The sequence below is a fragment of the Bacillus sp. 22446 genome, assembly GCF_052044955.1.
GTDB classification, from domain to species: domain Bacteria; phylum Bacillota; class Bacilli; order Bacillales; family Bacillaceae; genus Bacillus; species Bacillus altitudinis.
The window spans coordinates 23831-47334 of the sequence record NZ_JBQEOD010000003.1 but is presented as its reverse complement, the minus strand read 5'-3'; the positions used below and the strand labels follow the sequence as shown (position 1 = coordinate 47334).

At 41.3% G+C, this 23504-nt stretch carries 30 protein-coding genes; 11 read left to right on the top strand and 19 right to left on the bottom strand.

Translation table 11 applies throughout. The features are described 5' to 3' along the window. The first annotated feature begins 16 nt into the window (after positions 1–16). Positions 17–202: a 2-hydroxymuconate tautomerase gene (locus tag ACTJJD_RS07575; protein WP_008343530.1), complete on the top strand. Its 186-nt coding sequence runs from the start codon at positions 17–19 to the stop codon at positions 200–202. A 52-nt stretch (positions 203–254) separates the two neighbouring features. Here ACTJJD_RS07575 and ACTJJD_RS07570 read toward each other — a convergent pair whose 3' ends face one another. Beyond that, positions 255–1067: a zinc-dependent metalloprotease gene (locus ACTJJD_RS07570; RefSeq protein WP_035389836.1), complete on the bottom strand. Its 813-nt coding sequence runs from the start codon at positions 1065–1067 to the stop codon at positions 255–257. A gap of 374 nt (positions 1068–1441) precedes the next feature. Here ACTJJD_RS07570 and ACTJJD_RS07565 point away from each other — a divergent pair, with 374 nt between their 5' ends. Continuing rightward, positions 1442–2770 (top strand): LLM class flavin-dependent oxidoreductase, encoded by a 1329-nt coding sequence (locus ACTJJD_RS07565; RefSeq protein ID WP_440600184.1) that lies wholly within the window; start codon positions 1442–1444, stop codon positions 2768–2770. A 39-nt stretch (positions 2771–2809) separates the two neighbouring features. Here ACTJJD_RS07565 and ACTJJD_RS07560 read toward each other — a convergent pair whose 3' ends face one another. Then, positions 2810–3694, bottom strand: a complete 885-nt coding sequence (locus tag ACTJJD_RS07560) for a LysR family transcriptional regulator (protein ID WP_008343536.1) — start codon at positions 3692–3694, stop codon at positions 2810–2812. A gap of 150 nt (positions 3695–3844) precedes the next feature. Between ACTJJD_RS07560 and ssuE the strand changes: the two genes are divergently transcribed. From ssuE to ACTJJD_RS07520, 8 genes are read left to right on the top strand one after another with little or no spacing between them, the layout of a single operon-like run. After that, on the top strand, positions 3845–4396 hold the full coding sequence (gene ssuE, locus ACTJJD_RS07555; RefSeq protein WP_017368239.1) for an NADPH-dependent FMN reductase: 552 nt from the start codon (positions 3845–3847) through the stop codon (positions 4394–4396). Then, a complete protein-coding gene (locus ACTJJD_RS07550) occupies positions 4380–5405 on the top strand; it encodes an LLM class flavin-dependent oxidoreductase (RefSeq protein WP_242731195.1) in 1026 nt (341 codons plus the stop codon). Before ssuE ends, ACTJJD_RS07550 begins: the two co-directional genes overlap by 17 nt. Further along, complete coding sequence (locus tag ACTJJD_RS07545; protein WP_008343541.1) at positions 5405–5659, top strand: glutaredoxin family protein; 255 nt, start codon at positions 5405–5407, stop codon at positions 5657–5659. The genes ACTJJD_RS07550 and ACTJJD_RS07545 overlap by 1 nt, the downstream gene beginning before the upstream one ends. Positions 5660–5693: 34 nt before the next feature. Further along, on the top strand, positions 5694–6257 hold the full coding sequence (locus ACTJJD_RS07540) for a GNAT family N-acetyltransferase (RefSeq protein ID WP_008343543.1): 564 nt from the start codon (positions 5694–5696) through the stop codon (positions 6255–6257). 13 nt (positions 6258–6270) lie between these two features. Next, complete coding sequence (locus tag ACTJJD_RS07535; RefSeq protein WP_008343545.1) at positions 6271–7032, top strand: amino acid ABC transporter permease; 762 nt, start codon at positions 6271–6273, stop codon at positions 7030–7032. A 17-nt stretch (positions 7033–7049) separates the two neighbouring features. Continuing rightward, positions 7050–7892: a transporter substrate-binding domain-containing protein gene (locus ACTJJD_RS07530; RefSeq protein ID WP_008343547.1), complete on the top strand. Its 843-nt coding sequence runs from the start codon at positions 7050–7052 to the stop codon at positions 7890–7892. A gap of 16 nt (positions 7893–7908) precedes the next feature. Further along, positions 7909–8619 (top strand): amino acid ABC transporter permease, encoded by a 711-nt coding sequence (locus tag ACTJJD_RS07525; RefSeq protein ID WP_082114267.1) that lies wholly within the window; start codon positions 7909–7911, stop codon positions 8617–8619. Then, positions 8616–9359, top strand: a complete 744-nt coding sequence (locus tag ACTJJD_RS07520) for an amino acid ABC transporter ATP-binding protein (protein ID WP_008343551.1) — start codon at positions 8616–8618, stop codon at positions 9357–9359. Before ACTJJD_RS07525 ends, ACTJJD_RS07520 begins: the two co-directional genes overlap by 4 nt. Positions 9360–9463: 104 nt before the next feature. On the opposite strand, the gene ACTJJD_RS07515 is transcribed toward ACTJJD_RS07520, so the two are convergent. From ACTJJD_RS07515 to ACTJJD_RS07505, 3 genes are all read right to left on the bottom strand, one after another. Beyond that, positions 9464–9964, bottom strand: coding sequence for a YwgA family protein (locus ACTJJD_RS07515; protein WP_007497715.1), 501 nt, complete (start codon positions 9962–9964; stop codon positions 9464–9466). A gap of 30 nt (positions 9965–9994) precedes the next feature. Continuing rightward, entirely contained in the window at positions 9995–11296 is a 1302-nt protein-coding gene (locus ACTJJD_RS07510; RefSeq protein WP_007497716.1) for an HD domain-containing protein, read from the bottom strand. Positions 11297–11466: 170 nt separating this feature from the next. Then, positions 11467–11688 (bottom strand): DUF1450 domain-containing protein, encoded by a 222-nt coding sequence (locus ACTJJD_RS07505; RefSeq protein ID WP_003215259.1) that lies wholly within the window; start codon positions 11686–11688, stop codon positions 11467–11469. A gap of 242 nt (positions 11689–11930) precedes the next feature. Between ACTJJD_RS07505 and ACTJJD_RS07500 the strand changes: the two genes are divergently transcribed. Continuing rightward, entirely contained in the window at positions 11931–12731 is an 801-nt protein-coding gene (locus ACTJJD_RS07500; protein WP_440608262.1) for an RsfA family transcriptional regulator, read from the top strand. A 35-nt stretch (positions 12732–12766) separates the two neighbouring features. On the opposite strand, the gene ACTJJD_RS07495 is transcribed toward ACTJJD_RS07500, so the two are convergent. The 14 genes from ACTJJD_RS07495 to ACTJJD_RS07430 all read right to left on the bottom strand — a co-directional run bounded on the left by ACTJJD_RS07495 (position 12767) and on the right by ACTJJD_RS07430 (position 23499). Next, a complete protein-coding gene (locus ACTJJD_RS07495; RefSeq protein WP_050826704.1) occupies positions 12767–13000 on the bottom strand; it encodes a DUF5970 family protein in 234 nt (77 codons plus the stop codon). After that, entirely contained in the window at positions 12997–15273 is a 2277-nt protein-coding gene (locus tag ACTJJD_RS07490) for a glycosyltransferase (RefSeq protein WP_440608261.1), read from the bottom strand. The genes ACTJJD_RS07495 and ACTJJD_RS07490 overlap by 4 nt, the downstream gene beginning before the upstream one ends. A 103-nt stretch (positions 15274–15376) precedes the next feature. Then, positions 15377–15862 carry a tetratricopeptide repeat protein gene (locus ACTJJD_RS07485; RefSeq protein ID WP_440608260.1) on the bottom strand — a complete coding sequence of 162 codons (486 nt, stop codon included), beginning with the start codon at positions 15860–15862 and terminating at the stop codon, positions 15377–15379. A 35-nt stretch (positions 15863–15897) separates the two neighbouring features. Further along, positions 15898–16743 carry a lipoate--protein ligase family protein gene (locus ACTJJD_RS07480; protein ID WP_035702395.1) on the bottom strand — a complete coding sequence of 282 codons (846 nt, stop codon included), beginning with the start codon at positions 16741–16743 and terminating at the stop codon, positions 15898–15900. 236 nt (positions 16744–16979) lie between these two features. Beyond that, the gene (locus ACTJJD_RS07475) at positions 16980–17375 is read right to left on the bottom strand and encodes an SMI1/KNR4 family protein (protein WP_242731203.1); all 396 of its coding nucleotides are present in this window, start codon (positions 17373–17375) and stop codon (positions 16980–16982) included. A gap of 32 nt (positions 17376–17407) precedes the next feature. Then, positions 17408–17683 (bottom strand): hypothetical protein, encoded by a 276-nt coding sequence (locus ACTJJD_RS07470; protein ID WP_242731205.1) that lies wholly within the window; start codon positions 17681–17683, stop codon positions 17408–17410. 65 nt (positions 17684–17748) lie between these two features. Then, a complete protein-coding gene (locus tag ACTJJD_RS07465) occupies positions 17749–18021 on the bottom strand; it encodes a hypothetical protein (RefSeq protein ID WP_017368246.1) in 273 nt (90 codons plus the stop codon). A gap of 28 nt (positions 18022–18049) precedes the next feature. After that, positions 18050–18412, bottom strand: a complete 363-nt coding sequence (locus ACTJJD_RS07460) for a hypothetical protein (RefSeq protein WP_017360093.1) — start codon at positions 18410–18412, stop codon at positions 18050–18052. Positions 18413–18428: 16 nt separating this feature from the next. Beyond that, positions 18429–20099: a T7SS effector LXG polymorphic toxin gene (locus ACTJJD_RS07455; RefSeq protein WP_242731206.1), complete on the bottom strand. Its 1671-nt coding sequence runs from the start codon at positions 20097–20099 to the stop codon at positions 18429–18431. An 11-nt stretch (positions 20100–20110) separates the two neighbouring features. After that, positions 20111–20389, bottom strand: coding sequence for a YwqI/YxiC family protein (locus tag ACTJJD_RS07450; protein ID WP_008343583.1), 279 nt, complete (start codon positions 20387–20389; stop codon positions 20111–20113). 4 nt (positions 20390–20393) lie between these two features. Beyond that, the gene (locus ACTJJD_RS07445; protein WP_242731208.1) at positions 20394–20792 is read right to left on the bottom strand and encodes a YwqH-like family protein; all 399 of its coding nucleotides are present in this window, start codon (positions 20790–20792) and stop codon (positions 20394–20396) included. Between the two features lie 170 nt (positions 20793–20962). Further along, the gene (locus ACTJJD_RS07440; protein WP_045033886.1) at positions 20963–21229 is read right to left on the bottom strand and encodes a hypothetical protein; all 267 of its coding nucleotides are present in this window, start codon (positions 21227–21229) and stop codon (positions 20963–20965) included. Between the two features lie 13 nt (positions 21230–21242). Further along, on the bottom strand, positions 21243–22577 hold the full coding sequence (locus ACTJJD_RS07435; protein ID WP_242731210.1) for a TRAP transporter large permease subunit: 1335 nt from the start codon (positions 22575–22577) through the stop codon (positions 21243–21245). Positions 22578–22620: 43 nt separating this feature from the next. Next, on the bottom strand, positions 22621–23499 hold the full coding sequence (locus tag ACTJJD_RS07430; RefSeq protein ID WP_242731212.1) for a prephenate dehydrogenase/arogenate dehydrogenase family protein: 879 nt from the start codon (positions 23497–23499) through the stop codon (positions 22621–22623). Positions 23500–23504: the final 5 nt, after the last annotated feature.

Genomic DNA, 23504 nt, shown 5'->3' with positions numbered 1-23504 from the left:
AAAGGAGGTTGCCATCATGCCGATTATCACCGTTCAAATGCTTGAAGGAAGAACAGATGAGCAGAAAAGAGCTCTTGTGGAGAAAGTCACAGATGCCGTTGTTGAAACAACAGGCGCAGGTGCAGAAAAAGTCTCTGTCATTATTGAAGAAATGAAAAAAGAACATTATGCTGTAGCAGGAAAGCGAATGAGCGACCTGTAAGCATATAAAAAGGACAAACACTTTTTCGGTGTTTGTCCTTTTGTCTCTTACCTTATCTGTACCAAGCTTTATTACGGTTCACTTGATTTTTATGAGCCGCATCGAAGTAATCGACAGTGTAAGAATAATCATAATTCATTAGGCAGACAATTCCGCTGCCTTGAGGGTCATGCGGCAAACCAAAGTTATGGCCGTATTCATGTGTAGCCGCTTTTGCTGTATTCGCTGTTCCTTGATCAAGGTTGACACTGAATGCACTTCCGCTCGGTGCACTATTGTAAACATAAGCGATTCCGCCAGCATCAAAGTTTGGATTTGCTGTAAATCCTGTGACAAAATCGTATCCTCTGCCATCAAAGCTGCGCTGAAGGTTAGACAAAATTTGTGATGCATTTGATCCTGAAGACGTCCAAGACCCTACGGCTTGTACGACAAAGTCCACATCATGATCACGGTTAAATGTCACATCCGCTTGCTCAATGATGCTGACAATGCGCGTCTGCCAATCACTATATTTCGCACGATACTGCGCATCAGCTACTGCGTAGACGGTCACTTTCTGACTGCCTGTACTAGCTTTTGTTGAAATCGAATCTCCTGTATTTGCTTTAAAGGTTCTAGACCCTACCTGTTTACCAGACTCGTCTAAAATTTTTGTTGTCACATCTCTTTCAATAGGAGGTGCCTTCGTCAAATCTTTAAAATCGTTTGCCTTTGGCAACCCTTCACTAATATGTGTTTCGAACGGCGCATGACCATGATCATGCCCATGACCTGCACTTGCAACTGGTGCTGAAGCTGAACTTACCCCCGGTAACAAACTACCTACCAATAAAAATGACAAAAAGACTGAACGCTTTTTCATTCCTATCCCTCCTTTGTTTTTCACAAGGTTATATATTCACTGAAAATTCACCATTTTCCTTCTATTCAGTCAAAAACAGGGAATTGGATATACAGGAAGAAAGTCGAATCATGTCATTTTCACTAATTTTTCGGATATTTTGACACACATTTCATCAAAAAACAGCACTTTTGGTCTGGGTCATTTACATAGTAATCATCCGCCTTTTCCTAAAATGATGTCATAGACCCAGCCACACCATATAAAGAAGCAAAAATTGATATTAGAAAAGATAAATTCAGACTTTACTGATACGAATTATACTTCTTTGCGATTCTCCCTTATGATAAAGAACATAAAAACAATGCTACTTCAAAACAGAAGGGACGATCCACATGTCTGAAAACAAGCACATACAATTTGGATTAATGTTACATGGTCCAGGAGGTCATATGAATGCATGGAAGGATGAATCCGTTCCATCAGATGCAAGTGTGAACATTGATTATTATCAAGCAATGACAAAAAAGGCAGAAGCAGCGGGTTTCCGTTTTGTCTTTGTCGCAGATGGCTTATATATTCATGAACATTCAATTCCTCATTTCTTGAACCGATTTGAACCATTAACCATCTTATCCGCTCTTGCAGCGGTCACGAAACAGATTGGACTTGTGGGCACCGTATCCACTTCTTACAGTGAGCCCTTTACCATTGCACGGCAATTCGCATCCCTAGATAAATTAAGTAAAGGCCGGGCCGGATGGAATGTTGTGACTTCCCCACTTGAAGGCTCTGCTGAAAATCACATCATTCGTCCGCATCCAAGCCATTCACTTCGATATGAAATTGCAGAAGAATACTTAAAAGTAGTGAACGGCCTATGGAGCTCATGGGAAGAAGATGCTTTTATAAGAGATCGATCAACAGGGGTTTTCTTCGATCGGGATAAACTGCACACATTAAACCATCATGGCAAACACTTTTCTGTCAAAGGTCCTTTGAATATCGAACGATCTGAACAAGGTCAGCCCGTGATTTTTCAGGCAGGTGCGTCAGAGGCAGGAAAGGATCTAGCCGCAAAAGAAGCGGACGCAGTATTTACGAATGCAGACTCACTTGAGAAGGCGAAAGCATATTACCGCGACGTGAAAAATAGAGCCGCAGCGCTGGGCAGAAATCCAGCTGATATCAAAATTTTCCCTGGCATCCACCCGATTACAGGGAGAACAGTCGAAGAAGCAGAAGAAAAATATGAAGCCATTCAACATCTGGTTTCTATTGAAGAAGCCCTTCATTACCTGGGCAGGTTCTTTGATCACTTGGACTTCAGTCAATTTCCACTTGATGAGCCATTTCCTGATATCGGTGATGCCGGTTCAAACAGCTTTCAATCCACAACAGAATCGATTAAAAAAATGGCGAAAGAACAAAACTTGACCTTAAGAGAAGTCGCTCTACGAGTGACCACTCCCAAAAGTGCTTTTTTCGGAACTTATGAACAAGTGGCAGACCAGCTGATCCAATGGATCGAAGAAGATGCCGCAGATGGATTTATTTTTGGCGCGCCTATTCTAGCAAGCGGTTTATCTGAATGGACGGAACACGTCATTCCGATATTAGTAGAAAGAGGATATTACGACCCGAATTATCCAGCTCATACCCTTCGTGAAAATTTGGGTCTGCCTATTAAGAAAAATCAGTTTCTTAAACAAACCGTGAAATAAACATGAAAAGAGGGGTTAGCTCAAAGGCTACCCCTCTTTTCATGTTGGTTGATGAAGTCGATTTTCGATGAGATCAATGAATTGAAGTACGGCTCTTCCTGGCGAATCATTTGTTTTCCTCAATAGACCAACTGGCGGGGAAACATGAATGCCCTTTATTTCTAATACCTTTGTGCCTGGAAGGGTAAAGGAATGAGCAGTTCGTGTAAAAAGAGAGACACCTAATCCAGCCTGAACATAATGTTTATGGGACATGCTGCTCGTAATCTCTAACTTATTGTAATTGGTCCCAATGACATCGACGATTTGTTGTTCAATTTGAATACGGATGGGGCAATTGTGTGGCGTGAATAAAATGGTCTCATCCTTTAAATCTGTCACCTCCACTACCCCTTTTTCCGCTAATCGATGGGAAGACGGGACGAGCAGCACGATATCATCTTGAAAAAGAGGCTTATAGCTATTCTCCATCGAAGCTTCTGGTGCTCCGCAAATCGCAAAATCAATCTCATCATGAGAAAGTAAGGAACTCAACGTATTCGCATCCGCTACTTGCACAGAAAATTCTACATTAGGAAACCTTTCCTTGAATTCTGCAATAAGTGCAGGAAATTCTAAGCTGGCTGTAGGCTCAGAAACACCGATGCGAATGAACCCCGCAATGCCCACTTCTAAATCTTGGAGTGTTTTCGTCAATTTCTCATATTCATTGAGTAAAGAATTGGCTCTTTCATAAAAAAGCTGTCCTGATGCTGTTAACTTTAAGGTCTTCCCTCTTTCTAGAAGCTTCTCTCCAATTTCCTCTTCTAAATGTTTGATGTGCAAAGTGATGGTTGGCTGAGAATAATTCAGCGCTTCTGCTGCTTTTAAAAAATTTCCGTATTTCACGATCGTGGCAAAGGTGCGTATCGCTCGAATCTCCATGAAAACCCCTCTTCTCCCTATATTTTAAATATCTGAATCGTGTATTTATGATTACTAATTATACTTTTCTATTGGTTTGCCTTATTATAATTTATATTATCAACTATTCCAAGTTGTTTAGGAGGAATTATCAGAAATGGAGGAGATGAATTGGCAAAAGTAACGATTATAGCAGGCGGGCATTCCGTCCAATCTCGGTTAACCGGTGTCCTGCAACATATCCATCATCGTTTGGCGTTACATGGGATTGATGTTCATGTCATTCAAGTCCACCAGCTTCCTAGCAGTGCCTTAATAGGAGCAGATTTTTCAAACGAAGACATTGTCAAAGCCATTGAGCTTGTGAATGAGAGCGACGGTGTCATTGTGTTAACACCTGTCTACAAAGCGTCTTTTTCCGGTATTTTAAAAACTTTTTTAGATCTACTCCCCCAGAAAGCGTTACAAGGGAAACCCGTTCTTCCCTGTGTTTTAGGAGGAACATACGGACATTTGCTCGTCATTGAATATGCACTTAAACCTATCATTCATCAACTCGGTGCAACCGTCGTTCAATCTGGCGTGTATGTTGTCGATCAACAGGTCACAAAGCAGGATTCAGATAGCTATGTGCTTGATCCAGATGCCACAAACAGATTAAATCTCGCACTATCTCAATATCAAAGTCTAATAGGAGGAACAGCCAATGTCGCTCACCCTTAGTATTCTTGATCAAAGCCTCGTCAGTGAAAACGAGAAAGCAGAGACCGGTATTCAGCATACTGTCAGATTGGCTGAAGCAGCAGATCAGCTTGGTTATCACAGGTTTTGGGTGTCTGAACATCACAATAATTCTCAAGTGGCAGGATCATCCCCTGAAGCCCTCGCTGGTTATCTTTTAGCAAAAACGAACCATTTGCGAATTGGGTCTGGCGGTGTCATGCTTCAGCATTACAGCCCGTTTAAGGTGGCTGAAACATTTCATGTATTGGCATCACTAGCGCCTGGCAGAGTCGATTTAGGCGTTGGGAAAGCACCGGGAGGGTTGAACCTCTCGACACAAGCGCTTCAGGAAGATTATCAAGCGTCACGGAAAGACTTTTCTCAAAAATTAGTGGATCTCAAAACGTATCTTACTGAACAAGCAAATGAATTAAATGCTCAGCCAATTCCTAGCGTATCACCCGACATGTTCCTTCTAGGCGGCAGTATTGAGAGCGCGGAATTCGCAGCAAAACTTGGGATATCCTTTGTGTTTGCCTATTTTATTAACGGGGATGACGCATTATTAAAAGAAGCAAGAGAGACTTTTCAAAAATTCAAGACACAGAACACGCACCAGCAATTTCTTCTCGCCATCACCGTATCTATAGCAGAAGACCACGAACAAGCCCTCTCGTACATCAAGCAAAAGGAAACAGTAAAGGTCTCCTTTTCCGATGGAAGAAAGCTTAATGTGACGTCACTAGAAGATGCAGAAAAGCTGGTGAAAGGAACAAACAAGGAACACTACAACATTCACGTTCAAAAAACCGGTTATACCGCTGGCACAAAAGAAACCGTTCATCGCCGGCTGACTGAACTAGCCGAGACATATGATATCAATGAGTTCATTGTGCTATCTCCGATTGTAGACATTGAGGCAAGAATAGCGTCTATCACATTATTAAAAGAAGCATTTGATCATGAACTAACAGCCAAAAACCAAATAAACCAAGAGGTGAGCGTCTAATGTCAAATAATCAAAAAATCATTTTATGGAGCAAAAATGGATGCAGCTATTGTCAGGACATTCAGTCCTATTTCAACGAACAGCACATTACTTATTCAACCATTGATGTAACAGAACATGATCATTACAGAAATATTTTAGAAGAAAAATACGGCGTCCGTTACGTGCCAGTAGTAGAAATCAGCCGTGATCCCCACGTGTATCAAGCATTGCTGAATCCAGATATCGATGCTTTACGAAAAGCGTTGAGCTGACATTACACACTACCCTTTTGATTGGAGGTTTGTCATGAGTCGAGATATTTTTCGCATCGCTACCGAAGAAGATGCACCGGCTTTTCTAGAATTGCTGTCCAGTGCATTTAAACCGCTTGGAGAAATGGGCATTGATTGGCCATCCACGAACGCCACACTTGAAATGGTCACAGAAAACATCAAACAATCCGTTGCTGTTGTGTTAGAACGAGACGGGCGGCTCATATCAACCATCACCATACGTTTTCCATGGGAGAGCACTCAACCGGTTTCAGGCTATCCATTTGTTTGGTGGTTTGCCACAGCTCCTGATTTAGCCGGTCAAGGGATCGGAAATAAGCTGCTCGATTATGTAGAAAACACCTTGCTCCGGCAGACATTTAAAGCACCAGCATACACACTGGGTACTTCTGGCCGGAAACACCCCTGGCTTCTAGAGATGTACGAACGAAAAGGCTATACAGCATATATTGAACGTGAAGCCGATAATGGCGACTTAGGTGTATTAATGTATAAAGTCCTCATCCCTGAACGGTTCGATGCCGCCATATTAGGCGCACCGCCCTCAGAAGAAAAAGTCCAAACGACTTCAACATAGGAGGTGATTCAACATGGGGGAGTTTTTCAAATGGGAGTATGTCGTCACACTCTTCCCTAAAGTATTGTCAGCCCTTCCAACAACCTTACTGATCGTTTTATTTGCCACTTTGATTGGCAGTTTTCTTGGATTCATTCTTGCTTATTTTCGAATTGAGCGTATTCCCATCCTGCATCAGCTCAGTGCAATTTATGTCTCATTTATTCGTGGAACACCTATCCTTGTTCAAATGTTTATTGTGTTTTATGGCCTGCCTGGTGTGCTTGCAACAATAGGGCTTGATATCTCCATGTGGAACAAATTGATCTTTCTGTATATTACATATGGACTCAATACAGCTGGGTATTTTTCAGAAATATTCCGATCTGCCCTATCGAGTGTCCCAGCATCTCAATATGAAGCGGCCGCCTCGATTGGACTGACGAAATGGCAGATTTATAGAAGAACGCTTATTCCTCAAGCAGGGAGAATCGCCCTTCCTAATATCGGCGTGGCCATTGTCAACTTATTACAAAATACCTCCCTCGCCTTTACATTAGGTGTGATGGACATGATCGGAAAGGTTCAAACATTAGGGGCTTTATACTATCGCGTATTAGAAGGATACTTTATTGCTGCCGTTATATTTATCATTTTAAGTATGGTGTTAGAAAAATCATTTGACCTATTGGAAAAACGGATCAATACACCGAAAACAAAAAAACAGCGTCAGACGGCATTGCTTCCCTTAAAAAGAGCCGAAGCGGCCTTTACTGTAGAAAAACGTGCAAAATAAACTGAGGAGGAATTTACATGAAAAATAACAGAATATTCAGTAATCATTACATCATCGGCCTGCTTCTACTTGGTTCATTGCTCCTTGCCGCCTGCGGAAATAATGAGCAATCGGATGAAATCAAAGCAGAAGCAAACAATAATGACCCAGATGCAAAAGAAATCGTCATCGGGACAGGGAACGCCTATCAACCCTTCGTTTACTTAGATGAAAACGGCAAATTAACAGGCTACGAGAAGGCTGTATTAGATGAAGTGGATCAGCTGCTGCCACAATATAAGTTTAAATATGAATCCTTTGAGTTTAAAAATATTCTGCCTGCTTTAGATGCCGGTAAAGTTGATCTCGCTGCACACCAATATGAAATCAATGACGAGCGTCAGAAGAAATATCTATTTGGAAAAGTTGGCTACACAGATTATACAAGCTATGTGGTGGTGAATAAAGCATCCGGTCATGACTTTCAAAGCCTGGACGATTTAGCTGGACACAAAGTGCACACCTCTACAGGAAGTAATTTCGCTTATCTGCTAGAGCAATATAACGCAAAGCATGATCGGAAAATTGACATTGTCTACGGGGATGGCGGGAACGAAATTTTAGTCAAAAACCTGCAGAATGGCACGGTCGATGCTGCCTTACTCACAAAGTATGACGTCAATAAGCTAAACAAACAGTTCAATGCTCATCTTGTGACATCCGGAAAGCCTGTAAACGTATCTAAAACGTATTATTTATACCAAAAAAACAATACAAAACTTCAAAAGGACATTGATCAAGCCCTGCAAAAACTGATTGATAACGGCAAGCTCGCTGAATTGTCTAAAAAAATATTGGGCGGAGACTTTACTACATCATAAGAAAGGAGCGATCTGAGTGGATTTTGACGTTGCTTTTATGTTTCAGGCCTTTGTAGCCGCACTTCATTATTTGCCAACGACGCTGCTATTAGGCTTTCTTCCGCTAGTATTCGGCTCCATCTGTGGCTTTGGTATTGCCCTTATCCGTTTTTATCAAGTGCCTGTATTGTCTCCATTGTTCAAATGGTTTGTGGCGATTTTTAAAGCCATTCCTGTTGTATTAATTTTGCTCGTATCTTATCTTATTTTTTCCGATTCGCTCGATCAATTGGCTGCATCTCTTTCGCTGCCCATCCGTTTTAGCGATTTAGATAGACGATGGATTGCCATTTTCGCCCTTTCTTTATATGCCGTCAGCGGGTTATCAGAGATATTTCGAAGCTCTCTTGCGTCCATCCCAAAGGGTCAATTTGATGCCGCTCTATCCGTTGGTTTCACAGGCAGGCAGGTGTTGCGAAGAGTGATCATTCCACAAGTCTTTCCCATCTCTCTTCCTTTACTGAACAACATGCTCATCAGTTTAATCAAAGCCTCTTCTCTCGTCTCTATGGTATCTGTGGTCGATATTTTAAACGGCGCTTTAATCAAAGCCAATGTGAATTACCGTTATCTTGAAGCATACATTGCTGTTGCCCTTATTTACTGGGCTTTGTGTGCCTCTATTGAAGCCATCACTGCTGGATATGAGAAATATGTACACAAAAGTAAAAGGGGGCGGTTCGCATGATTCACATCAAACAAGTGCATAAAGCATTCGGTCAAAACCAAATTCTAAAGGGAATTGATTTAACGGTAGAAAAAGGCGAAGTCGTTGTCATTTTAGGACCGAGCGGCTCTGGGAAATCAACATTTCTCAGATGCTTAAATTTTCTTGAGCGTGCGGATCAAGGCGAGATCAGCATTCATCACACCACTGTCACATTCAATCAAGCAAAACCGAAAGACATTCTAGCAATTCGCAGAAAAACAGCCATGGTCTTTCAGCAATACGACCTGTTTATTCATAAAACAGCAATTGAGAATGTCATGGAAGGCTTAGTCATTGCCCGTAAACAACCGAAAGACCAAGCCTATGACACAGCACTCCAATTGCTCAAAAAAGTAGGGTTACTAGAGAAAAAAGATGCCTATCCGCATCAATTATCTGGCGGACAGCAGCAGCGAGTAGGCATTGCAAGAGCACTTGCATTGAATCCGGAGGTCATTTTGTTTGATGAGCCGACCTCCGCTTTAGATCCCGAGCTTGTAGGTGAAACACTTGACGTCATTAAACAAGTGGCACAAACAGGCGTCACCATGATCATCGTCACGCATGAGATGAGCTTTGCCTATGATATTGCCGACAGGGTCATTTTCATGGAAGATGGTGTGATTGTCGAATCAGGCACACCAGAAGAAGTCTTTGAACAGACGAAAGAAGAACGGACAAAACAATTTTTAGCAAGATTTTCTTATCATCATTCCTAAAAAACAAGTCGATCCATGAGGTCGACTTGTTTCTGTTTCTATATGCGTGCAAAATAAAAACCAGTCTGTTCTAGCCATTGGCTATCACAAACTGGTTCTTGTCGTTAGTTCAATTCCTTCAACTGATCAATATAAGCAAGGGCTGCCTCAAATTCTTCGTCCGTATAGCGCTGCTTGCTTTTAATGGTGAAGACCTTTTCCTTTACCTCATCTTTTGGCAGATCATCAAAGTATAAAATCGTTGAGACAAGCTCTAGAAAACGAGACGATTGCTCATTCATCTGCTGCGTCAGCACTTTGAGGTCAGGCATGTCCACTTCACACTGATCGAGAAACTCTTTCCCATTGTCCGTCAGCGAATAGCGATATTGATAGTATCCGCCCTTTTTTTCCTTCATTTCGTCCAAGAATCCAAGGTTGCACAGCTCTTCAATTCTGAGCGTCAACTCCTCTGAATAGGGGCCATAAAAATGAAAATCGTATTTCTCGTAAAAAGGCAAATCTAGCTTTTTTGCTATGTAAATCATTTTTTGCAGCTTCTTCCGTCCAACGATTTCCCCAGATTCAGAGAACACCTTCATCAACTTTGCATGCTCTTTCAACAAATTCCCGACATCTCCTTTTTCAGTACTTCCTTATCCCAATCCAAGCAGCTTCATGATCGCCTTCTTTTCTTCAGCTTTTTCCGACATATCTACAATTAAGTCCATCGGGAAATAAAGTTTATGATCGGTTCTTCGTTTACCGGAAATGGCGTCAACAATATCTGACTGTCTCGACAGTTCTTTAATATGACCACTTTGCGTCAAAAGGTGGATCGGCAGCCGCTCTTCTTCTTCGCCCGGTCTATAAAAGTCATAAGGCAAATCAGAGGAAGAATCGACCACTAAATAATAGTCAGGATCAATTCCTGCTTCTTTGAACAAAGCCGTCAGCTTGAAATATTTCGTCATTTCTTCGTTTGGATTAAACTCTGTATATTGGAATAAACGGCGGTTCATAAAACGGCGGCACAAATCAGCCAGCACGTGATCTTCTTCATCTTCCCACGCCTGAAAATAAAATAAGACAATGGATTCATCCAGCTTAATATAGTCCTCTGTGGTGACATTTCCTTCAAAAATTGAATAAAAATGAACCGGGGCATGTGTAAAAATGTAGCCAGTTTCATGCAGCTCTTTTGCACGATGGAGGATTTTTGTTAAAATGACCTCCGCGCTGCGGGTCACTGGGTGGAAATACACTTGCCAGTACATTTGATAGCGGCTCATAATATAATCCTCTACGGCATGCATTCCGCTCTGTTTCATCACAATCTGATCTTCTCTTGGACGCATCACGCGTAAAATACGTTCCATATCAAAGTGACCATAGCTGACGCCTGTATAGTAAGCATCACGCTGCAAGTAATCCATTCGGTCGGCATCAATTTGACTTGAAATCAAACTGACCACCTGTTTGTTTTGATACGTTTTGGCAATGACTTCTGCTACATGCTTTGGAAAATCGTCACTGACCCGGCGCAGCACTTCATTTACTTCCGTCTGCCCTAAAATGATATCTCTTGTAAACGATTCATGATCTAAATGAAAGACCTTTTCAAAGGAATGAGAAAACGGACCATGTCCAAGGTCATGAAGCAGGGCGGCACTCAGTACAAGCTCACGCTCCCCTTCATCCCATTCGGGTCTTCCTTTAAACACATCATCCACAATTCGTCTGACAATCTCGTATACACCGAGTGAATGATTAAATCGGCTGTGTTCTGCCCCATGAAACGTTAAATAAGTGGTGCCTAGCTGTTTAATTCGTCTAAGGCGCTGGAACTCTCTCGTTCCGATTAAATCCCATATCAATGCATCCCGTACGTGAACATAGCGGTGCACAGGATCTTTAAATACCTTTTCTTCGGATAATTTCCCTTTTGGATACGCCATCGTTTCGTCCCTCTTTTTTTAAGACGTGTTTCTATTATATCGGGTAACTTTTCCCGAAAACATCCTTGAATTTGCTGGCGAATGTGTTCTCATAGATTGAACGGACGTAAAAAGCCCGACCTGACAGGGACGGACCTCTTTTTAGGTCGACTGAACACATTCAGTGACATTTATTTGACTTTTTTTTGAACCTTTTCGAGTAACTCATCTTCTGTTGGTGCGGATAATGGGCGATTGTTCACAAACGCAAAAGCCTTTTTTCGTCCTGGACCGCAATACGATTGACAGCCAATCTCAATTTTTGCATCAGGGTCAACCGATTTAAGTCGAGGCAATAACGTTTTTAGGTTCGTCGCATCACAATCGTCACATACGCGAAACTCATTAGCCATGTTCTTACGCTTCCTTTCAATGATGAAACTTCATTCTATATGAAACAGTTGGACAACTAAGAGTGAATAATATACCACCCAACATTGTACATCGAAGCGACTGGAGTTGCAAGAAGCATTGTCAGCACAGAGACGTATTCACATAAAAGCTAGTATTTTCCACTATCCTTTTAGCAAACTTGTATAAACCTTCTTCAACTTGGCTAATCTAATACCATCAAATCTTATGGGGGTTTAAACACATGTCAAAACAAAGACAAGATGCTTGGTCAGAGGAAAATGATCTCCTTCTGGCAGAAACCGTCTTACGTCACGTCAGAGAGGGCAGTACACAGCTGAACGCATTTGAAGAAGTTGGAGACAAGCTAAACCGTACCTCAGCGGCATGCGGATTTAGATGGAATGCTGTCGTGCGGCATCAATATGAAAAAGCATTGGCACTTGCCAAAAAACAGCGTAAACAACGCATGCGTGCACTCGGCAATGGACAACCTGCGAAAAAACGTTTGCTCTATCAGCCGCAAGTTGAAGAAACGATCACACAGGAAGAGTTCTCTCAAGAACTGGAACCTGCGCAAGAAGAAACGTTTGCATCTGCAGCCGAAACAGCCGACCAGCTTCAGTTTGTGGATCAAAGCTACAATGAAGAGTTAGCTAGTTTATCACATTTATTGTCACAGGCTTCTCAAGTGACAGAGAAAAAGCCAGAATCCAATCCATTTGGGCAGCGCCAAGAGTTAACCATTGAGGATATCATTGATTTCTTACGCCGCTATGAAGGCGATGGACAGCAATCCTCTGCCTTACGGATGGAAAACAGCCGGTTAAAACGAGAAAACAACGAACTTTCACATAAAGTGGCTCAACTAGAAGCTGAAGTGAAAAAGCTTGAAAAGGATCAGCTCACCATTCAAGAAGATTATGAAACACTCGTCAAAATCATGAACCGTGCAAGAAAACTAGTTTTGTTTGAAGAGGACGACAGTGCCGCACCAACCTTTAAAATGGACCGGAACGGCAACCTTGAAAAAATGGCTGAATAACCAAAAAGTGCTCCCCACCTGCGGGAAGCACTTTTTTAAATATCCAAAAATAGCATCACACTAAAAAGGACATTGATCAAGAAGACGAACATAAAAATATACCTAACTTGCCTCACCTGAAAATCACCAAAGATAAAAATATAAAGCCCTGCGATACCAAGCGTCAGTACAGGTTGAAGAAACGGCACGAAAAGCGAAATGCAGTAGCCGGCTCCTATGATGACAGGAAGCCATAATAAATAGAGATAACCGCCATTTTTGGATTTCAAGAAACCACTCCCTCTCTTTCTTCTATCTGCTTGATTTCAGGCTGAACAAACTTGAGTCCGGCCATTGTACGTCTACGTTTTTGTGATGTCCAAATCGCAATCGCCGGCTGATCCGTTAGAGATTCTGTGTCAATGGTGATCAGCACTTTCCCATTTAATTCAATTGAATCTTCAAACTCAATTTTGCACCCAGATAAACTGATATCATGTATGATCACCGGCACCTTCTCTTCTAGTCTGTCCTCATAGGCGATCGTGCCTGTCACACCTTGCAATGGCCTTCTCATCCATTTGCGACGCAGAGCCTTTGGTACCTTCTCCGTTTCTCTTAAAAAGCGGAGAAACGTCCGAACGGCATACGATTTTTTCTCACGATCCGTCATCGCTACATGCTCTCGTGTGAATAAGAAACGGATCAGTGATAAATACTCTGATTTTTGTGTGTCAGTAAAAGCAACACCAACCATCAGCTTGTCTCCCTCTGGATAGCTCCAAACCACATCACACGACACGCTTTCATTCTCTGAAAAAAACAATTGCGTTTGTCCTTGATATAGAGAAGACGCTTGGTCCAATGGAATGGATAGACGCGCACCTGAATCACTCATATCTAGTAGAAAACAAGCAATAGACTGATCTTGATGATCAGAACGAAGATGCCCCTCTTTTTCAATGACAAATCGCTCTGATTTCCGATAACGCGGACGATCAAACGCCACAAGCAGTGCCATGAATAAGCCTGCACCGTTATAAAGCACCCAAAAAATATTAATCAACATGAGATCAGCGTTCATCGTCCCATTTACCTTCACATCGTAACCTATTTTCACAAGGGCAAGCAATGAGAGCAGCAAGAAGATCAGATGGGGAATCATCGTTTTCAAATGAAAATGCCTTTTGTCCGTTTGAATTCCCTTCGGTGTCACCAGAAATTCAACACGTTTCTTCAAGAACAGTTCACTGAGTGCCACACCAGCTAAGTGGAATGCCATTGAACTTTCATAAATATGACTCCAAAACATACTTCTTTTTTGATTCGACACAAGTTTAAATGCTAAATACGAGCTAAAGAACGCCGGCAGCCAAAACATGAAAACGGACTGGAAATCTGCCCAGAAACTTTGAATACCAAACAATAAAAACAAAATCGGTGTGAGAATATAAATCATTTTAAACAAACCGTTAAACCAATACACAATGCCATCTAAATAAAGAACGCGCTGCATAATCGTTAAGCCGCGCACCTTCAAAGGATTAAACTTACGGGCACACTGAATGTTCCCTCTCGACCAGCGATCTCTCTGCTTTAACAGATCAAGCCAGCTTTCAGGTGCCAGACCGACGGCTAATACTTCTCCGACAGACACAGATTTGAATTTCCCCTGGAGAAGCATTCCTGTTGCCATGTCTTCTGTAATCACTCCAGTAGCAAATCCGCCAATTTCATCTAATGCCGTTCTTCTAAATACCGTATTACTCCCAACATACATGACGGCATTAAACCGATCCTTACCAGCTTGGAGAGTTTGCATGAAGAAGTCCTGCTCATTTGGAATTCGATCTTTCGAGAACATATTATATTGGAAAGGATCTTCGTTATAAAACGCCTGTGGAACTTGAACAAACGCAGTTGCTCCATCATGAAAATAGGGCACTGTTTTTTCTAAAAAGGAAGGAAGAGGGACCATATCTGCATCAAGTGTCAGAATCAGCTCTCCATCCGTTTGAGACATCGCATGATTTAAATTACCTGCCTTAGCAAATCTGTTATCTGTTCTTGTCAGATAATGAACACCAAACTCAGAAGCAAGCTGCTCTACAGCTTCCCTATTGCCATCATCACATAAATAAATTTGAACGCTTTCCTTCGGATAAGAGAGATTCAAACAACCTGCAACAGTGCGTTTCAGCACCTCAATCGGTTCATTATATGTAGCTATGAAAATATCAACTGTTGGCAGCCTTTCAAGATCACTGATCATGACTTGTTTCCGATTTGAAGGCTTCCAAACAAGTGTATAAAACACAAGCAGCTGGATAAACCCAATGCATTCACAGGCAACAAGCAAAATGCCCATGACAATATTAAAAGTACCTTCATGCGGCAATGTAAAGAAGAGACGCCAGCAAATATAGGCAGCATTTGTTAACACACATAGCACAATGATGATTTTTTTCACAGTAGAAGCCATTGGCTGGATACGATATATCATATACAAAAGAGACAAAATACAAAGCATAAACAGCGGGTAATACGTGGTGATGAATGACAAAACATTTTCCTTCTTTCTTATGTCATAAAGGACTATCTCATATAAAATGTCATAGCAAAGGAGGGGATTCTTCCATTACATTGCCCCTCCATGTCTATATAAATCATTTCCACAATCGATCTAACTGATTTGAATAAAAGTCAATGGCCTTTCGATAACTCAAAATAGCAGGATCGTTTGTCGTCTCAGTTAAACAGTTCAGTAATATTTCCATTGCTTTGCTATGTTCATTTAAATTATACAAAGTCATGGCATAAAACGTTTGAATGGCTTTATTATGCGGATAAGCTTCCATCGCATGGAGGAATATCTGTTTTGACTTTTCATATTCCCCTAAGGTTCTGTATGTACTTCCTAATCCTAAAAAAGCATCTTCTCTTTCTTCTGAAGACAAACCTAGCTCAAGCGCCCTCTCATAAAAAAAGACAGCTTGTTTTTCCTTCCCTAACACATCATAACTCCAAGCACATTGATAGTGAATGGAGGCATGATTTGGATACTTTTCTACAAGACGGATGAGCATGTCATTGGATTCTTGAAGTTGTCCACTTTCTCGAAGTTCAATCGCTTTCAGAAGTTTCGTTTCCATTACATCACCCTTATTTTTAAGATGGAAAGATATGTTTACGAGAACACTTTCTCATTCCGCTCAATCATCCGCGTCATGTTTTTCTCAAACTCCAGTTGTTCCTCGGTGGTCAACCCTGAAGCGGTCAGTTGCTCGCTCAGCTTTTGAAGTTCTTCTAGTAAAAGACGCATGAGAAGCGCACAGTCAATGGGTTTTCCAGTTAATTCTGATAGGGATGCCATCGTATCAGGCTGTATATCAGGGAATACCGCTTTCACCTCATGCCGTTTATCCTTTAAGGCCGCCTCATAAAAACGGCGAATCAAATCAGCTCGTTCCCGGCCGCTTCCATCTGCACACAAATAGATTTGCACAGCGACCCCCCCGCGTAATCTACGCTGAGAAATGCCGGCAAATTTCTTTCCATTGATGCTCAAATCGTAGCTACCTGGACAGTAAGAGCCGACAATTTCATAGGCTTCAATGTCCACCTCATACATCGACAGCATCCGGCGGATCAATTCCACCATCGCATCATATCCTCGGTCAATATCAATGCCCTTCTTTTGTTCCGCAAAGATTAAAGACACATTTAGTACGCCTTCATCCAGCACAACAGCAAGACCGCCTGAATTGCGTACAATCACGCGATATCCCTCTTCCTCAAGAAGCTTTACACCATCTTGGAGAAATGGAAGTCTTGTATCCTGAATCCCAAGAACGATCGTATTGTGGTGCACCCAAGAACGCGCTGTCGCTGGTGAGAGTCCTTTCCCGACCGACGCACAAAGCGTATCATCCATCGCAAAAGATTGCTTTGGATCTACATAGAGTCCAAGGCTCGATTGATCTATGATTCGCCATGTCGGCTGTGTCAGTAACTCAATAGGTTCATTTTTCATGTCCTGCATATCCTCTCGTTCATAAACTGTGTTTATTATAACATGGAGGGAGAATGAGAGAGAAAAAAGCTCTATGACAAGGAACGTCACAGAGCTTTTCAACTGGATGCTTTGGTTTTCTTGTTCTTCCTTTTCGAGATGAAATAAACAGCTGCAATCAAAACGACAGGAACCCCAACCACGAGGCCCGCAGCGATCAATGTGTTCCACGGCAAATCGATCATCTCCTTAATAGACTAAACTTCTATGCAACAGCCGTGACTTACCCAACTTAACAAGTCTTCAGCCACCAATTCCGCATGCTGAGGGTCCATCACACCAGCATCGACAATCCACACTTTTTGCTCCTCTTCTGCCTGCCGCATAAGAAATACTCGCCCGCCGCCATCGTCACCAATGGCTACATAGCCGCTTGCATAATGATGGACTTCCCATGTTTTATTGCGTTCCACTATGTCTTCAGTTCCGTATAAAAGCAGGTCGCCTCCAATGGAACATCCATTTGATTGTTTCAGTAAGACTTGATGAGCATGAGGAAACATCATATTTAGTTCAGCTTCTGCCTCTTTGATATGTATGTCACTTGCTGGTTTGTTTATGACCAGGTTGGGAATCTGAGAAAAATGAATCATTTTGAACGCCTCCTAAAAGGTTGAACTAGCGTTTATTCAGCTGATTTTGTCATAATCCTTTTATACACCCGCAGGAGCACCTTTAATAGAAAATAGAAAATGATGACATCGAGTATAAAACCTAAAAATAGAAATTCAGCACCATAATTTGAATGCAGGACTAGCCAATCAATGGGAAAACCTCGATAATCCGAACCGGCATGTGGGACATAAACCCCTCTCATAAAAGCTGTCCCAATGACGAGAAGAACACTGATGCTTAATAGCCAATTGACTGTTTTTTTGTTGATGTGTTTTTTCTGATTCATACGAATTCCTTTCTGTGTTTTTGTATCGCTTTCTAATACAAAGACTTCTACCTATCACTATATAATCAATACAACAATTCTTTTAGTAGACTTTCCGCTTTATGTAATTCATCTAAAAATGGATTTAGATAATCATTATGACTATCCAAGTAAGCCCTAACTCCGCCAATGATAAAGACTTTTTGGAGATCATCATTGGCTTGCATGATTCTTTGGGCATTCTTGTATCTTCTATATATTAATTCAAGTACACCTTGATTGATCTCTTGCGAATATTCTTTTTCTAGGATGTTGATGACCGTTTGGATTTGTTTTGTTAGTTCTTGTTTTTTGTGCATTTAATGCTCCTTAAGACTTTGGCTCATACTAATAAATATCTAACCGTTGACAATTAAAACTTATAAAATCGCCTTCATTTATATCTCCCGGTATATTGTAATCCAATTCTAATAAAAGTCCGCCAACCTTCACTTTTTCATCACGCTTATCAATTAATTGTCCTAAAAAACTATAACTGAAATTATCATCTAATTTTTCAATTCTATACTCTGACAATTCAGCTTTCACTAAGTCTGACACATCTAAACAATAAATAGGTTCTAATAGTTCATTTTCTTCAAGGTAATTTAATGGTTGAGCAAAACACATTATTTCCAGTTCGCCATCTGTTACAATCACTTCAGCTTCTGAGGCTTCTTGTGAAATCCAGTTTATTTTTTTTATTTTCAATACGATCACCCTTTTTTTACTTCTTTGTTTTTATCCCTAAACTTGGTGCTTTTTTAGAAATTTCTTTAACCGATTTTATATGAAATGTGGTGATATTTCCTGTTTTTCTATCGAGCCCAACAAATCCGTATTTTGCACTTCCCTTTCCACCAACAATTCTTACATATCCATTCAGTTCTGGTACATATTGTCCCTTTTGAATAAGGTGATTTGCATCTTCAAGATAATTTTTGATATTGTATTTGTTTTTGCCCATTGCACCCATTATCTCTTTACTATGCTTTTCAAAATGAATAATAGCTTCATCACCTTTGAATTTAATCAGTTCACCCGTACCCTTTCTTGTCTTCTCAACCCTCTTCACCACATTCTTCCCTTGATCTATCTTAAAAACATATTTCCCGCCTTTAATGATTTTCATAAATGGGATAATAGAGGCTGCGGATAGGGCTTGGTCGGTGCTGCTAATATTTTTGCTGGTTTCAGGGTCTTTGCCGGTGACGGCTCGATAACCGTCATAGATTCCGCTGTATTCTAGGATGATGTTTTCGGTTGTTGAGACAACTTCACCGTCTAATATGCGTTTCGCATTGCCTCGGCTCCGGCTTTCTGGGATTTTATCTACTTCTTCTATTCTTACTTCGCCGTTTGCGATATACGTTCGAATGATTTGTTTATTGGCGTAAACGGTGTATCTCCCGCCTATAAAATCAATGTTCGACGGATCTGTGACGACTTCATCAGCGATGTCGAATTCTTTTAGCTTTTTGATGCCTTTTACGTTATATAGTTTACCATTTACGACCCTGATGTCTCTATGAATCTTGTTTTTCCCGTTCACAGCTTCCCTTTGCAATATTGTAAGTGATGGATCGTTTGCTGTGACTTGTTGATTAATGTTTTTATGAGATTCGTCCCGAACCACCGTCTCCACATTCGCCTGTTGTTTCTCTCTCAGCTTCTTCAGCATGATCATCATCGGGTTTTCTTTCGTGTTGTCTATTTTGTCATTCAATCCGCTGATCGTGTTGCTTATTTTTTCTTCTTTTCCATTTTTGAAAATAGACCCTTTTTGATAACTCGTGATGTCGATTTTTGGGCCGGTGAACATGGTGCTTAGCGTGTTGATGAATTGTTTCATTGTTTGAAGGGAGCTTTTTGTTTCTTGCAAAGCACTTGTCTGCTCCCTGTCAAATGCATGAAGCAGACCAATGGTTCTTGAGGTCTCAAGCCATGCCTTTTGATAGTTTTGCTGAAAAGCTGATTCGTCTACACTTGGCAAGTGAACAATATGACCAACTCTGCCAATGGCGTGATTCGCCTCTGATACGATTTCAGAAATCGCTCGCTCCGCTTTTTTTAAGCCTTGATCAAGTTCGTGTTCAATAAATGCTTGTGATATAAAGCCGTGCTGATTTGATTCAAGGGTATGAAGTGCCTGCTTTGTTTGTTTGAGCGCAGAGCTGTATTCCTCAATGACAACCTGAAAAAATTGCAGGAAGGGAATATGGCATTCTGTATAAAAGGAGCGGATGGCTTGTCCCGCCTCTCCCTTTAGTGCGCCATCAAGTGAGATGATCTGTTGGATTTGTTTTTCAATGGAGCTAATCTGTTGTGATTGCTGCTTTAATGTATTCAGCGTTTGGTCAATTCCGTTTATTAGCGCAAAAGCATCAAGGGTTTTCATTGCGTTCTCCTTTATTTTCTTTTACTGCTGGAAGCAAGCGCCTTGTCCGTTTCGATCATGGTGTTCACCGCTTGTTCTGTTTGTACAAGTTGTTTCTGAAGAATGTCTATATAGGATGTACTTAATTCGTTCAGCTGCTGATTGATTTTTTCTAATGTGTCTGCCGTCAGGAGCTGATTTCTTCCTTTGATGGTTGTTGGAAGTGTTGCATTCATTTGAGCGCCTGATTGTTTTGCATGCTGCAATACTCGTTTGACCTGACTGGCATCTATTTTAATTTCTCTGCTCATGTGACTACCCTCTTTTTTCTTCCAGTTGTTTCTGCTTTTCTTTCTCTATTTTTCTTTCAACCGAATGAATTTCATGTTCTAATGAATGGATCTCTGATTTTAAGTCGCTAATTTTCTCATCAATTCGGTTCACTAGATTGGTCAGCTGTACACTTTTTATCTCTTGACTGGCGGATGCCATCTCGTTTCGAATGTCATCAAACGTATCTGCGAGATGGCCAAACCATGTATGTGAAGTCAAATCTGGATGAGTCATTTTCTTGTTAGCATCTGCCAGAGCAGACTTTGCTTCTTTGATTTCTTTTCGACACATGTTCAGTTCTATGATTTGTTCTTTTTTTATGGATATGTCTGCCTTTAACGAATACAAGGCTGTTGTATAACCGATGATAGCTCCAGACATCGTCAAACACCTCTATTCCTCAAATAGTCCTCCGTTATGTTACCATTTACTAGCACAAGAGGCATATGATTGAAAACGAATTCACTTAAAAACGAATCGTATGTATTGGGTTTTTATACCTAATTCACATAAAAAAGCTGAATCCTTCGATAGGATCCAGCTTTTGATGGTTATTTTAAAGTTTCAGTGACTGATGCTGGGTCATGATCGTTACATGCAGCGTCTTTCTTCTCAGGGATATAATGGAGTGAAAACCCGACAAGGCTAAAAAAGGCACTTAACACCAGTGTTGGATTTTTAAATAGGTTCGTACTAGCAATGATCATATCTCCCTTTTGCAAGAGTATTCCTAGTATTTGACCGAATACCAACAACGTTCCTGACGTTAGGAATAGGACAAGCAGCACTTTAAATAAGAATTCCATCAATACTCTCATCTGTTTCTCCTTTCTATACGGGAAGTATCTCCATTCCAATGAGCCAGCCAATGCCAACGATCGGAAGCATATAATAGAGGATCAGTGGGATAAAGGTTTTTTCTGGTCTGGCCCCTGCTAGACCAGAAGCGATAAATATGGACCCTGATGCAGGCGGGGAAGCGCCTTCTGTTGATGAAAAAGCAAGAATGGAAACTACAGCCACAACTGGGTCCACTCCAACTGAGATTAAAGCTGAAAATGAGACAAGCCCAACTGCTGTTAATGTCGCTGTTGAAGATAGAGGGCCTGCCACCAGTGTGACAAGAACACCCACAATGAGCACCATGAGCCATTTCGGAATGGCAAGTACTGATGTGATTTGCGTCAAATCATCTGCGAGCCCTAATTCAGCAAGCACTTGACTAGCAGCCACTGCAAACAGCATCAAAGCGCCGATCGTTGTAAACTTAGGAATAGCCGACTTGAAAAACTGAGACCAATCAAGTGCAGACGCCTTTTTTCTTCCAATTGTTAGACTAATTAATATCATGAGAATCGGAATCCACGTAATTAAAGAAATTTGATCCATTGCCTCCGGTCCGATGTTTGGATTACTTTTTAAGTAGTTTGCCAACGGACCAATGGTGATCATGATAGGAATCAAGGCACCGAAAAAAATAAAGATCGACTTCCACCCTTGTTTCACCGCTTCCCAGAAAGGAAGAATATCATCTGGCGGCATGGCCTGAATTTTATTCTTTTTCACCAGAAGATACACCAAAATAAATCGGTATACGACTTGATACAGTCCTCCTATTAGAAGGGCAATATATAAATCTCCCTCAGATACAAGGGCGGCAACTGGTGCAAACCCAAGCATGATAAACATGGAAGAGTTCGGAGGCAGTGCCGCTCCAAGTCCGCCATTCCCTGCTAGAATCGTGGCCGTATGAGTCCGGCTCCACCCGGATTTAATCATCCAAGAGGCGGTGATAGAGCCAGTCGCAGCTGTGTTTGCAGAATTTGAACCTGAAAGAGCGCCTAACACTGCTGAACCTAACGTACTCATATAAGCCGCTCCGCCAGGAAGTTTACCTACAACCGAATTTAGGATTCGTAAGAGTGCATGAATTAATTCCAACTTTTCGATTAAATAGGCCATGAATACAAATGCGACAGCTGCATAAAGCACCTCATATGTGGATGCAAATATTAAACCATCCCAGAAAAGTCTTAACGCATCCAATCCGCCAAATAATGTGGTCGCAATAAAGCCTAGTAGCATGGCTTCTCCCATATTCCGTTTCACCATAACATTCCATATAATGATGACAGCTATGAACACAATCAACGCAATAAAACCCATATCGTTTCTTCGCCTCCCCTTTATTAAATAAAACGCTTACAATTTATTCCCCTTGCTGCATCACGTCAATGACTTCTTCCCAGCTAGCAGGTTTTACCCCGTCAAATCGTTCAGCAAAGTGAAAGTCTGCTAATCTCTCAAGCTTCTGTTGTGCTGCCCGAGACATGCTGGCATCAATCTCTGCTTCATCTAGCATTTCAATAGAGCCAAGCAGCTCAATCGCCCGTCTTTTTGCATGCAATGCACTCCCTGTCACAAGACGGTTCATGGTCTCTTCAAAACTTTTGCTATCGATTGTATCGCTTAATGAAGAAATCACTTGATGTTCCACATTATATTTTTTGGAAATTTCCAAAAATTCAATCAAGAGACCGACAATCCCCTTCATATAAATGCTTCTGATTAGCTTTAGTGCCGAAGCATCTCCTGGCTGGTCACTAATTTTTGTGATATTCATACCATAAGCATTCATTACTTTCATGAATTGGTCAACTCCACTGCCGCTTGCCGTGATCGGAACCTTGTGTTTGTTGATTGGAAGAGGCCCTAGCATGGCGGCATCTACAAATAGCGCTTCTTGCTTTTCAATTTCGTTTGCTACTTGTTTTTTGATGTCTGGTGTTGATGCCGATACATCTACATATAATTGATTCTTTTTCAAACTTCCCGATACGGATTGTGCCACTTCTAAGGTTTTATTCGCTGGTACAGCTGCAATCACAAGATCAGATTTCTCAATGACTTCGCTAATACTGCTCGTTAATTGAACGCCTGTTTGCGATGCTTTTTCTTTCAATGAGCCAGCTAATTTCTCACTTTGTAATAGGACATCATACGCATAAAATTGGTCTAATCCTTCTGTTTTCAATCCCGTTGACAGCTCATATGCTGCTTCACCATATCCGATAAAGCCTATTTTCATCACCG